A 12,259-nucleotide genomic window follows, 5' to 3' on the forward strand; every position below is an offset into this window, starting at 1 on the left:
TCAGGTAGCTCGCCGGGTCAATCGAATGTCGTGGTTATTGGAACTTGAAACGTTATTTGATCTTGAAATCAATCGGCACACTGACCCAGCCGTCCTGGGCGACGTCGCCTTGTTTGGCGGGCACGAAACTCCAGCGCTTCACCGCTGCCAGCGCTGCGTCATCCAATTGATCGCGGCCGCTGCTTTTCTGTATCTGAATCTCGCCGGGCTTGCCGCTGGCCAATACATGGACGCGCAACAGCACGGTGCCTTCCCAGCCACGGCGCATTGCCAGCGACGGGTATTCCGGTGCCGGGTTGCGCAGATAGCCAGCGCTGGCAGAAGCCGGAGTTACCGGTCTTGGCGCGGGCGGTGCGGGAGCGGCAGGTGCAGCGACAGGTGGCGCGGGCACCGGTGGGGCCGGTTGCTCGACCGGTTTTGCCACTGGCTTGACGACCGGTTTGACCACCGGCTTGGGCGGCTGCGGCTTGGGTTTTGGAATCGGTTTGGGCGGCGGCGGCTTGACGGCCAGTTCATCTTCAACCGGGGGCGGCGGCTCGACCACAGGCTGCACGACAGGCTCGGGCGGTGGCGGCGGCGTCTCCACAACCGGTGGCGCGGGTTGAGAGAACTCGATGGTCATCGGCGGAATTTCCGGCTGCACGACCGGCAATGCGGGTGTCGGGTTCTGGCTCAACCAGTAGATGACCGCGCCATGAAATACCAGCGCCAGTGCACCCAGCAGAATGGCTTCGCGTCGTCCAAGTATGGGTTTGGGGGTGCTTTGCAACCGCGATAACGCCAGAGGCGCACGGAAAGGACGCCCCAGATCGACCAGGTCGCCACTCGGCGTCTGGCGCCAGGGCACATCATGTGCGCTGGCTGCGGTCTGGACATTGCCCATTGATACACTCCTGCATTTTCATGATAAAAATCCAGGTTCTGTTGGTATCAGTCACCTTTCCAAAGTTGATGTGGCAAGGCAATCATCGCTGAAAGAGGCTTGTTCCTGAAAAGAATATTTGGTTCGCCGGTTAGACTTTAAATGAATATATGAACCGGCGCAGACCGTGATGCGAGAGCGTGAGGAACGATAACCTCAACTATCGTGCGACGCAGAGTTGTGACGCGGAGCGTCACGAGAGGCATTCCCACGCTGGAGCGTGAGGAACGATAGTCGTCAGGTAGATCAACTATCGTGCGACGCTCCGCGTCGCATGCCGTTCTGGACGCTCTGCGTCCTCTCTTGAATTGCAGTGCGGCGCAGAGTTGTGACGCCGAGCGTCACAAGAGGCATTCACACGCTGGAGCGTGAGGAACGATAGTCGTCAGGTAGATCAACTATCGTGCGACGCTCCGCGTCGCATGCCGTTCTGGACGCTCTGCGTCCTCTCTTGAATTGCAGTGCGGCGCAGAGTTGTGACGCCGAGCGTCACAAGAGGCATTCACACGCTGGAGCGTGAGGAACGATAGTCGTCAGGTAGATCAGGCTCAATGACCGCTGTGATCACCATGCCCGCTGTGCTCGTCGCTGGTCAGCGACTTGGCGACTGCGGTGACCTGAATCGACTCTTTCACGCCCTTGGCGTCTTCCACGGTCAGGGTCAGAGGCACCTGATCACCCTCTTTGACCTGCGCTGCAAGGCCCATGAACATCACGTGGTAGCCGTCGGAATCGAGCATCACCGGTTTGCCGGCTGGCAGGTCAACCGAGTTGACGCGCTGCATGCTCATCACGTCGCCTTTCATGCTCATCTCATGGATCTGCACGGTTTTCGCAACAGGTGAAGCAACGTCGACCAGCTTGCTGTCCGTGTCCGAAGTGATGCGCATGAACGCACCAGTGGCGGACTGGCCTGGCACAGTGGCACGCACCCAGGCGTCATCGACTTTGGTTTCGGCCAGCGCCTGAGCGCTCAGGCCCAGCAGCGAAAGGGTCAGCAACAGCGGCTTTGCGACGTTACGAATCAGAACGGTCATCAGCATACTTCCATCAAAGTGAGCAGATCTTCAGTGCATTGTTGGGCGGACAGCCTGTGCGACAAGCCCAGGCGCAGCACGCCGCGGGTGTCGTAGACATAACTGGTGGCGGTATGCGAGATCGTGTAGGTGTCGCCCAGCGGGACCTTTTCGAAGAATACGCCGAACTCCTTTGCCGTTGCGGCCGTTTCTTCAAGCGTACCGGACAGGGCGACGAAGGTCGGATCGAAAGCCTTCACGTAGGCGTCGATCACCTCGGGCGTATCACGCTCCGGGTCGAGGGTAATGAACACTACCTGGAGGGTCTTGCCCTCTTCGCCCATCAGCTTTCTGATCTGTGCAGCTCGCGCCAGTGCCGTCGGGCAAATGGCCGGGCATTGGGTGAAGCCGAAGAAGATCATCGGCATCAGGCCACGAAAACTCGACAGGGTCTTGACGTTGCCTTGTGCATCCTTGAGTCGGAAGTTGCGGCCAACTATCTCGTTGCTCATGTCTTTGCCGTGCTTGAACGGCAAGGCATTGGAATTGCCGCAGCCAGTCAGCAAGCCAAGGCTCAGCAAAGATAGGCCTGTGACCACCTCGCGGCGGGTCGGTTGGTACGTCATGTCTTGCGTCCCCTGGAGGGTTAGGCGCGTGGGTTCTGACACATTCAAAGGCGGCGAATTTACCACCCCAAGGCAACAGGGAATACCGCCAATCCTGTTTCAAACCATGAGCAGGCGTGCAAACGTCGGGCTTATGGGCTGCAATACGTCGTGCGACAAAACAGCACAGGCAGCTTTACCACCCTCAAGTGCTGTTACCGACCACCCGTGCGCAACTCTTTAAATGCATATAAAACATATAATAAATAAAAATAATTCAATATTTTTATAATTAACATATAACCAAAAGGCCTTTCACAGACTCGTTTCATAACCCTATATTCGCCAGCAAACCGACCCTTGCCTTGTGGAGGTGCCCAGAACTTTCTCAGCATTGCCCAAGGATCACTCCGTCATGGCCTTACCCGCTCACGCTCCCCGCCACGCCCTGCGCAAACCGCTGATCAAAAGCATAGCGCTTGTCGGCCTTGGCCTGATGAACCCCGCTCAGGCCGCCGATGAAACCCTCGACCGTGAGGCCCGGCTGGAGAAGGTCACGGTGATTTCCACCGGGGTTCGCGGTACACAGCGCACCGTGACTGAAAGCCCGGCCCCGATTGATATCGTAACCAGCGATCAGTTACTGAAAACCGGTCGCGCCGACCTGACCGAAGCCATCGCCAAACTGCTGCCTTCGTTCAACTATGGCACCAACGTCGCAGGCTATAACTCGACCATCCGCCCGTTGTCCAACCGCAGCCTTGCACCGGCCTATACGCTGGTGCTGGTCAATGGCAAACGCCGCCATAACAGCGCCCTGCCCGCCAATGGCTCGACCGACAGCAGCGGCGCGAACTCGGTAGACATCGACATGATCCCGATCAGCGCGGTGGAGCGCATCGAGGTGCTCAAGGACAGTGCCGCTGCGCAATACGGCTCGGATGCGATTGCCGGGGTGATCAACGTGATTCTCAAATCCAGCGCCGAGGGCGGCCATCTGGGGGTGACGTACGGCAAGCTGTACAGCGGTGAAGGCGAAGTGAGCAAATTCGAAGGGGACACCGGCTTCGAACTGGGTGACGGCGGCTTTCTGCATCTTTCGGCCGACGCACGCAAGCGTGGCGATGCCAGCTGGAACGAAAAAGCCACCAATAACGCCTACTTTCCCGGCGACCCTCGAGAGGCGACGTGGGACCGGGTCGGCGTGAAGAATGGCGACCCGCAGATCAAGGCGTTCAACCTGGCCTACAACGCCGAACTGCCGCTGGATGATCAGACCACACTGTATTCCTACGGCACCTATGGGCAGCGTGACGCCATCATCAACAACTACTTCCGCTATCCCAACAGCAACGCCAACATTCCCGAACTGTTTGCCGACGGTTACTACCCGCTGAACAATCTGGACGACACCGACTATCAGTACCTGATTGGCGCCAAGGGTGAGGCGCTGGGCTGGAACTGGGACCTGAGCACTACATACGGGCGCAACAACAACCATCAGTACAGCGATCTGACCATCAACCCCTCGCTGGGACCGGCCTCGCCGACGTCGTTCGACGACCTGGCAACCTATCGATTCGAGCAATGGGTCAACAACGTCGACATCACCCGTGCGTTCGACGGGCTGTTTGGCGTGCCGCTGCAAGTGTCCGCAGGGCTTGAGCATCGCTGGGAACGGTTCCGGACGTTTTCCGGCGACGCGCAGGCCTATCAGGTGGGCGGCTATCGCTTTCCGGCTACTCTGCCCAATGGTCAGGCCAACCCGCTGGCCGGACAGCTGGCGTCGATTGCCGCCCAGGCCGCAGCGGTCATCTCACCGCAGGATGCCACCAGCCTGCAACGCAACAACTACGCAGCTTACGTCGATTTCGGTATCACCCCGATAGAACCGTTGTTTGTCGACCTTGCGCTGCGTGCAGAGCATTTCGACGATGACTCGGGCAACACGGTCAGTGCCAAGCTCAACTCGCGTTACGAATTTACCGACACCTTCGCCGTACGCGGCACCGTCGGCACGGGCTTTCGTGCGCCCTCGCTGACCCAGGTCGGCTACAGCATCTCGGACAACCGGGTCGGTGCTGCGCCGGATGGCACCATCGTGCCCGCCGTGACGCGCATCGCGCCGGTCAACTCGGCGCTGGCCCAGGCGCTCGGTGCGACCACCCTGGACCCGGAAAAATCGCGCAATCTGGGGTTCGGCGTGACCTGGCAACCGGCACCGCGCACCAGCCTGACCGCAGACGCCTACTGGATCGAGATCGACGACCGCATCGCCCGTACCGAAAGCCTGTACGGCCCAGCGCTGGCGCCCATCCTGGCGGCTCAAAGTGTGGACACCAGCACCTGGACTTCGTATTACGCCAACGCGTTTGACACCCGCACCCGCGGCCTGGACATCGTCCTCGACCATTCCAGCCAGTACGGTGCATGGGGCAACGTGCGCTGGAGCGCCGGGTTCAACTACAACAAGACCATTATCACCGACGTCAAGGACGCACCGGCAGCCTTGCAGGGCCTGGGCAGCAACCCTGGCGGCAGCATGACCTGGGTCGGTCGGGCCCGCGAAGGCGACCTGACCGATGCTCAACCGAAAACCAAATGGGTACTGGGCGGCAAATGGACGCTGGGCGATCTGGGCGTGAACCTGCAAACCACCCGCTACGGCAAGGTCAAGACCCTCCAGCAGCTGGAAAGCGGTGATCGCAGCTTCGGGGCCAAGTGGATCACCGACCTGGATGTGTCCTACACCCTCTACGACAACATCACCCTCAGTGTTGGCGGCACCAATATCTTCGATGTGCGCCCGGACAAGAATGCAATTCCTTCCGCCGTAGGACTCAACCTGTACGGCAACTCACCGTTCTATCCGGGCGGAGGGTTCTGGTACAGCAAGATTGCCTATGATTTCTGACCTGCAGGTGCAGCCACCGCCAGCTCATGGAGATTTTCGGCGGCCATTGCGCTGAAATGCAGCGGGTTGATGCCGTAGTAACGGCGGAACACCTTGGCAAAGTGGCTGGCGCTGGAGTAACCCACAGCCGCCGCCACTTCGCTGACCGCTCCCTGCTGCCGCAACAGTTGCGCCGCCCGCTCGATGCGGACTTTCTGTAGATAGCCGTAGACGCCGCTGTCATAACTCTGACGGAACCCCTGCTTGAGCTTTTTGGTGTTGAGCTCCACCGACTGGGCCAGCGATTCTATAGTCCAGTCCTGCTCGGGGTGCGCTTCGAGCAGTTTGCGTGCCCGCTCGACGCGCATCAGGTCACGACCTCCGGCGTTGAGTCCGGTGAAATGCGCCAGGTCTTGAATATGAGCCGTCAACTGGCCAAGCATTTCATAGGCTTTGCCACGCAGCAGCAGATCCCTGGCGACACCTTCAAGCTTGCAACCGAGCATTTCCTGGCCGATCCGCCTTACCACTTGCGGTGCCGGGAACTGTACGAGCCGTGCCGTGCGGTCCTGGGAGCGGGTGTTCTCCCAAGGCCCATGGTAATCGAACAGTTGCCCGGCCAGATCGAGCATGCCCAGCCGGTGCGCGGCAAAGCTGATATTCACGCCGCGCCAGCACGTGCCAGCGGGTACAAAACCCTCGCCCCTGACCGGTACCGTCGAATGGAACAGGCAGCAGTGATCTTCACGCCAGCTAAGGGGCGAGGTGTCGGCGAAATAGCGCCAGCCGGAGCAATTGGCGTGGTACGACACTGTCAGCGACGCCTCGCAGAAGGCGTCCAGATGCCGGTCTTCGTCGACCTGCCAGTCAATGAGTCGTATATCGAGCTCATCACCCAGTTCATCTGTCAGGACCTTGGGCAGCTCATAGTCAGCGCAATAATGATTGAGGCTCATCGGGATGCACTCGTTTGGGAATCAGACTCAAATGATAACACTTATCAACTAAAGTACCGATTGCGCGCATTTCGACCCTGATCGCACGCGCAATGAGACGGTTAAGCCCAGAGAATGCGGTCATTCCCTCTCACCCGAGTCTATTCATGCAACGTTCTCTACTCAGCCTGGCAATCATGCTCGCAGTCTCCCATCAGGCGCTGGCCGACGACGTCATGACCTTGCCGGACATGCAGGTTACCGCTGGCAAGCGTGTGCAGTCTCAGGACCAGACCGACCTGGCGCTGTCGGTGGCAAATCAGGCGGACCTGGAACGTGCCAATGTCTATAACAGCGGATATCTCGAGAGAGTATTTCCGGAATTGATGATTCGCAACACGGGTGCCGGCGTATTTCCCAGCCTGAGCCTGCGCGGCGTCTCGTCTTCGGACCCATACAACGCGCCCGTAGGCATTTATGTCGATGGTGTGCCGCAATACCTGGGCACCTTCAATCAGCAATTGCTCAACATTGAACACATCGAACTGCTCAAAGGCCCGCAAGGCACGCTTTACGGCCGTAATGCCCATGCCGGGGCACTGAATATACTGACCCGTCAGCCGGACAACACGCCGACCGCCACGCTGCAAAGCCGCTTCAGCAATCTGCACCAACAAGTGTCGGCGACAGGCTCGACACCGCTGGCGAACGACACATTGTTCATTCAAGGCACCGTGTATCACGACGACACCGACGGTGAGCTGACCCGTAGCGAACACCACGGCGACAGCGACAACGGTGGCGGCAATGTCGGTCTGACCTTCAAGCCCAATGAAGACTTCAGCCTCAGGCTGGCTTATGCCCGGGATCGCCTGACCTCCTATAACGAGCAATACCTGGCAGACGCCACCTATGAAAAGCGCCGGGCGAGCGTGCCGCTGATGGAATCGGTCTATGTGCGGCGCGTGGAAACCAGCAGTGCAATCCTGGACTGGAACCTCAACGATGCACTGAAACTGACCTCCATCACCTCTTTGCAAAACTATCGCCATGAGCGGGTGTACGGCGATCTGGGTTTTCAATGGCCCGAAAGCCAGCGCACCGTCAGCCAGGAGCTGCGTCTTTCCACCCAAGGGGACGACCGGGCGTGGGATGCGGTAGGTGGTCTGTACTGGCAAAAGAGCCGCAGCCACTCAGAGCGCGAACCTGACCGCAGCGCACCGCTGTTCGGGGTTTATGGCGCAGCCGACAGCCGTATTGAAAGCACCGAGAAGGCCGTGTTCGGCGAGTTTACCTGGCACCTTGCACCGCGCTGGGACCTGACGCTAGGCGCACGCCACAGCGTGGAGAAAGCCGAAACCGATTACACCCAGGTCGACGCAGCCTTTACGCCGGGGTTTGTCTACAGCGGCAACGACACGTTCACCAGTACCACTCCCAAAGTTGCGCTGGGCTTCCAGGCCACCCCCGACACGCGCCTGTACGCATCGGTCAGCAAGGGCTACAAGGCCGGTGGTTACAACCGCATCGGTGCCATCACACCCGATGCCGTGGCGTATTCCCCGGAGAAGTCGCTGAACACGGAAATCGGCGTCAAATCCAGCCTGCTGGACCAGCACCTGTGGCTCAATGCCGCGCTGTACCGCATCGACATCGACGACGTGCAGCAATTCATCGGCGCCGCCGGCACCGGTACGCAGTCGCTGAGTAACATCGGCAAGGCCCGCAGTGAAGGCGCAGAGCTGTCGATGGACTGGCATGCGGATGAAGCCACCCTGATTCGTCTGGCGGGCACCGTCAACCGTAACCGCATGCTCGACTCCGATCGCCAGGGCAACAGGCTGACGTATACGCCCGGACGCACCTTACGCGCGTCGGCCGAGCGCAGCTTTTACTTTGACGGGTTAGTAGGCGAAGTGCGGCCCAGTGTCGGGATCAGTTACACCGGCAAACACTATTTCGACGTCGAAAACGAGGTATCGCAGGGCGGCTACAGCCTGGTGGATGCCCGACTGGCGTGGCTGCCCACACATGATCTTGAGCTTGCGCTGTACGGCAACAACCTTGGCGACAAGGACTACCGCACCTATTCCTACCTCTCCGGGGGCGCACAGTTCAGCCAGCCCGGACAAGGCCGGGAACTGGGTCTGAGTACCAAAATCACCTTTTGACCTGAACCCGTCGGCCGGCTCGCGCCATCAGCATGAGCCGCCCTCAAGAACGCCAGTGGCTCCATTCATCGGCAACAACATCGGTCGTCCTTCAGGGCGCCCCTAAGCCGCTGCATGGCGAAATGACAGGCACGGATATCCAAGGAGTGCTGAATGACCCGCGATCATGATGCTGTCGACATGACCACAACCCGACCACTGACTCACACCGGGTTGTTGAAACTGGCACCGGGCATGTTCGCCCTGGCGATCAGTTGCGCTGTGGTTTCCACACTGCTGAGCCTTGTACCTCTATGGTGCGTCTACAAGATCGCACAGGTATTGCTCAGCCCTTTGCCTGATGCACATGCCGCTTTGCTCTGGGGGCTGTGGGCATTGACGGCGGTGCTGCTGCGCTGGTTGGCCATGACCCTCAGCCATGTGACTGCACACCTGGCAGCATTCGAGCTGCTGCGTCAGTTGCGCAGTCGGATTGCCCGCCATCTGGGTGAAGTGCCGCTGAGTTTTTTCAGCCAGCACAGCAGCACCGATCTGCGGCGCACATTGAGTGACGATGTTGGCGCGCTTGAAGGGTTCTTTGCTCATTCACTGCCCGATTCGATTTGTGCCGCGGTCATGCCGCCGCTGACGCTGATCGTTCTGTTCATCGTCGACTGGCGGCTGGCGCTGGCCTGTGTCGCCCCGTTGCCGCTGGCGTTTCTGGCGCAGATGTTGATGGTGAGAGGCTCGGCCGAACGCATGACGCAATGGCAAGGCATGCAACAGCGCATTTCCCAGAGCTTCAGCGAGTACCTGCGAGGCATTCAGGTGGTCAAAAGCTTCGGTCTGACCAGCCTGCGCTTCGGCTCGCTGAGCAACGATATACACGGCGCGGCAGAATGGGTGGCCGGCTTTGCCCGTAAGAGCTCGCTGTTCTGGGTGGTATTTTCCGGGCTGCTGAGTGCCAGCCTGATGATCATTGCGCCGTTGGGGGCCTGGTTGCTGCTGGATGGCACCATCACGCTGGATACTCTGCTGCTGTTTCTGCTGCTGGCACCCGCTGCCCTGTTGCCCCTGCTGCGCCTGACCTACATGCTCGGTGATCAGGTCCAGCGCAACGCGGCTCTGGCGAGGATCAACGACGTGCTGCTCAGTCCGGCGCTGAGCGACAACACCGATGCACAGATCCCCGACGCCCCGCTTGACTTGTGCCTGAAAAACGTCTGCCACGCCTATGGCACAAAACAGGCTCTGGATCAGGTCAGTTTCAGCGCTCAGGCAGGTCAGTTGACCGCGCTGGTCGGCCCCAGCGGTTCGGGCAAAAGTACGCTGGCGCAATTGGTCAGCCGCTTGTTCGATGCCGACAGTGGCAGCATCACGCTGGGCGGCACCGAACTGCGCGACTGGCCACTGCATGCACTGCTTGACCGGGTCGCGACGGTGTTTCAGCACGTTCATCTGTTTGACGGGTCGGTGCTCGACAACCTGCGTATGGCGAATCCCGACGCCGATCTGGCAAGTGTCGAGGCCGCAGCACGTGCAGCGTGCGCCCATGACTTTATCGAACGCCTGCCGCAGGGCTACCAGACACCCATTGGCGAAGCCGGCGCGCAACTGTCCGGAGGCGAGCGCCAGCGCCTGTCGATTGCCCGCGCCTTGTTGAAGAACGCTCCCGTGCTGATTCTCGATGAAGCCACTGCCTACGCCGACAGTGAAAACGAGGTGCTGATTCAGCAAGCACTGGCCAACCTGTGCCAGGGCCGAACCGTACTGATGATCGCCCATCGCCTGCACACCGTCATCGCGGCGCAGCGCATCGTCGTCCTCGATCAGGGCCGGGTGCGCGGCATCGGTCGCCATGAGCAATTGCTCGAAAGCTGCGAGCTGTACCGGCAACTCTGGCAGGACCACACCCGCATTCGCCAATGGCAACTGAGCAGTGGAGCACCCGCATGATTTCCAGTCTGATACGCGCGGGCGAACGCCTTGCAGGGCAACGCGATCCACGCCTGAATCAGGGGCTGCGCCTTGCGGTACTTGAAGGTTTGCTCAGCGCTGCACCTTACCTGCTGCTGTACTGGCTGCTGGCAAGCCTGTTCGAGGATACGCTTCAGGGCTGGAGCGTTGTCTGGCTGGCGCTGGGCATGCTCGCCTGTCTGGCAGCGCGAATCACCGTAGGAGCCCTTGGCACACCACTGATATTCACCGGTGCCTACGCGATGATGGCCAATGCCCGCCTGCGTCTGGTCGACCATCTGCAGAAACTTCCGCTCGGCTGGTTCGCGACCACCAACAGCGGCGAAATCAGCGCTCAGGTGACCAGCGATCTGGCCATGGTCGAGCATCTGTGGTCGCACTTTCTCGGTGTGTTCGCCCTATCGCTGGCCGAGCTTGGGTTTATTCTACTGCTGCTGTTCTGGCTGGAGCCCGTCCTCGCCTGCACGGTGCTGGTCATGCTGCCGCTGGCAGCGCTGGCGATCCATGTGGCGATCCGCAAAACGCTGCGGCACGCCGATCACATGCTGATCACCAGCAACCGCACTCAGGCAGCGCTGCAGGAATACATTCAGGGCATTGCGGTGATCCGCAGCTTCGGCCGCTTCGGCAGCGCTTTGCAGCGCTTGAATCGAGCGCTGGACGAGCAACACAGCGCCATGGTCAGCATCGAACTGAAACCAGCAGTATGGGTCGGTCTGTTCGGCCTGGTCATCGAGGCCGGCTTCATCCTTATGGTTCTGCTGGGTTGCGACCTGCTGCTCAACGGGCAGATGAGCATCCAGCACCTGATTATCTTCACCGTGCTGGCCTGGCCGCTGTACCGCAAGAGCATCGACCTGGGGTTCTCGGTTCTGCTGTTGCGCTTCGGCCATCGCGCGCTATCGCGCACCGAGCAGCTGCTGAACCAGCAACCGATGCCAGAGCCTGCCCGGCCGCGCAGCCCCGAGCACTTCGATATCGAACTCAGGAATGTACGTTTCAGCTACGCCGAACGCGAAGCGCCGGTTATCAAGGGGCTTTCCTGTCACCTTGCCGCTGGCACCCTGACAGCGCTGGTCGGCCCCAGCGGCGCGGGTAAAAGTACCCTGGCGCATCTGGTCGCCCGACTCTGGGACATCGACAGCGGTCAGTTACGGATTGGCGGCATCGAGGCGCGCGATATCGACAGCAACTACCTGCAAAAGCACATCTCGATGGTCTTTCAGGACGTCACGCTGTTCTCCGGCACAGTGCTCGACAACCTGCTGGTCGGCAAGCCCGATGCAAGCGAGCAGGAGGTCATTCACGCAGCATGCCAAGCCCACGCCCACACGTTCATCGAGGCGCTGCCCGATGGCTATGCCACGCGAATCGGCGAGGGTGGCGGCTGGCTGTCGGGAGGTGAGCGGCAACGCCTTTCCATCGCCCGGGCGCTGCTCAAGAACAGCCCGATCCTGCTGCTCGACGAAGCCACCTCAAGCGTCGATCCGTCTTCGGAAGCCGCCATCCAAAGGGGTCTGGATGCGCTGGTGCGTGATCGCACGGTACTGGTCATCGCCCATCGTCTGCACAACATCCAGCACGCCGACCAGATTCTGGTCATGGATCGCGGACGCATCGTAGAACAGGGCCGCCACGATGAGCTGTTGGCGCGCCAAGGGCTCTACGCCCGCCTGTGGAACCGGCAGAGCCAGGCACGGAACTGGCACTTGCACACTTGACCCCCCCTGCGCCGCGCCATGTTGAGCGCGGCACGAGTAC

Annotated in this window: 8 protein-coding genes; 4 read left to right on the forward strand and 4 right to left on the reverse strand. The window is 60.3% G+C overall.

The features are described from left to right. Nucleotides 1-52: 52 nt before the first annotated feature. The 3 genes from FFH21_RS15345 to FFH21_RS15370 form a co-directional block, all read right to left on the reverse strand. Nucleotides 53-883 (reverse strand): energy transducer TonB, encoded by an 831-nt coding sequence (locus FFH21_RS15345; protein WP_011168847.1) that lies wholly within the window; start codon nucleotides 881-883, stop codon nucleotides 53-55. 587 nt (nucleotides 884-1,470) lie between these two features. Continuing rightward, a complete protein-coding gene (locus FFH21_RS15365; protein WP_004658526.1) occupies nucleotides 1,471-1,965 on the reverse strand; it encodes a copper chaperone PCu(A)C in 495 nt (164 codons plus the stop codon). Beyond that, nucleotides 1,959-2,564 carry an SCO family protein gene (locus FFH21_RS15370; protein WP_004658527.1) on the reverse strand — a complete coding sequence of 202 codons (606 nt, stop codon included), beginning with the start codon at nucleotides 2,562-2,564 and terminating at the stop codon, nucleotides 1,959-1,961. Before FFH21_RS15370 ends, FFH21_RS15365 begins: the two co-directional genes overlap by 7 nt. Before the next feature lie 394 nt (nucleotides 2,565-2,958). On the opposite strand from FFH21_RS15370, the gene FFH21_RS15375 reads away from it, so the two are divergent. Further along, nucleotides 2,959-5,457: a TonB-dependent siderophore receptor gene (locus FFH21_RS15375; protein WP_011168848.1), complete on the forward strand. Its 2,499-nt coding sequence runs from the start codon at nucleotides 2,959-2,961 to the stop codon at nucleotides 5,455-5,457. Here FFH21_RS15375 and FFH21_RS15380 read toward each other — a convergent pair. Next, nucleotides 5,445-6,392, reverse strand: a complete 948-nt coding sequence (locus FFH21_RS15380) for an AraC family transcriptional regulator (RefSeq protein WP_004665553.1) — start codon at nucleotides 6,390-6,392, stop codon at nucleotides 5,445-5,447. The genes FFH21_RS15375 and FFH21_RS15380 overlap by 13 nt on opposite strands. 146 nt (nucleotides 6,393-6,538) lie before the next feature. On the opposite strand from FFH21_RS15380, the gene FFH21_RS15385 reads away from it, so the two are divergent. The 3 genes from FFH21_RS15385 to FFH21_RS15395 all read left to right on the forward strand — a co-directional run bounded on the left by FFH21_RS15385 (nucleotide 6,539) and on the right by FFH21_RS15395 (nucleotide 12,219). Further along, nucleotides 6,539-8,542, forward strand: coding sequence for a TonB-dependent receptor (locus tag FFH21_RS15385; protein ID WP_041924575.1), 2,004 nt, complete (start codon nucleotides 6,539-6,541; stop codon nucleotides 8,540-8,542). 153 nt (nucleotides 8,543-8,695) lie between these two features. Continuing rightward, nucleotides 8,696-10,477: an ABC transporter ATP-binding protein gene (locus FFH21_RS15390; RefSeq protein WP_011168850.1), complete on the forward strand. Its 1,782-nt coding sequence runs from the start codon at nucleotides 8,696-8,698 to the stop codon at nucleotides 10,475-10,477. Beyond that, nucleotides 10,474-12,219, forward strand: coding sequence for an ABC transporter ATP-binding protein (locus tag FFH21_RS15395; protein ID WP_011168851.1), 1,746 nt, complete (start codon nucleotides 10,474-10,476; stop codon nucleotides 12,217-12,219). Before FFH21_RS15390 ends, FFH21_RS15395 begins: the two co-directional genes overlap by 4 nt. Nucleotides 12,220-12,259: the final 40 nt, after the last annotated feature.

It is taken from the genome of Pseudomonas sp. KBS0707, from assembly GCF_005937945.2.
Lineage (GTDB): Bacteria > Pseudomonadota > Gammaproteobacteria > Pseudomonadales > Pseudomonadaceae > Aquipseudomonas > Aquipseudomonas amygdali.

Bases quoted from the DNA above. Each gene is read 5' to 3' on its own strand.
- FFH21_RS15345 (WP_011168847.1), bottom strand. From the start codon at position 883: ATGGGCAATGTCCAGACCGCAGCCAGCGCACATGATGTGCCCTGGCGC.
- FFH21_RS15365 (WP_004658526.1), bottom strand. From the start codon at position 1,965: ATGCTGATGACCGTTCTGATTCGTAACGTCGCAAAGCCGCTGTTGCTG.
- FFH21_RS15370 (WP_004658527.1), bottom strand. From the start codon at position 2,564: ATGACGTACCAACCGACCCGCCGCGAGGTGGTCACAGGCCTATCTTTG.
- FFH21_RS15375 (WP_011168848.1), top strand. From the start codon at position 2,959: ATGGCCTTACCCGCTCACGCTCCCCGCCACGCCCTGCGCAAACCGCTG.
- FFH21_RS15380 (WP_004665553.1), bottom strand. From the start codon at position 6,392: ATGAGCCTCAATCATTATTGCGCTGACTATGAGCTGCCCAAGGTCCTG.
- FFH21_RS15385 (WP_041924575.1), top strand. From the start codon at position 6,539: ATGCAACGTTCTCTACTCAGCCTGGCAATCATGCTCGCAGTCTCCCAT.
- FFH21_RS15390 (WP_011168850.1), top strand. From the start codon at position 8,696: ATGACCCGCGATCATGATGCTGTCGACATGACCACAACCCGACCACTG.
- FFH21_RS15395 (WP_011168851.1), top strand. From the start codon at position 10,474: ATGATTTCCAGTCTGATACGCGCGGGCGAACGCCTTGCAGGGCAACGC.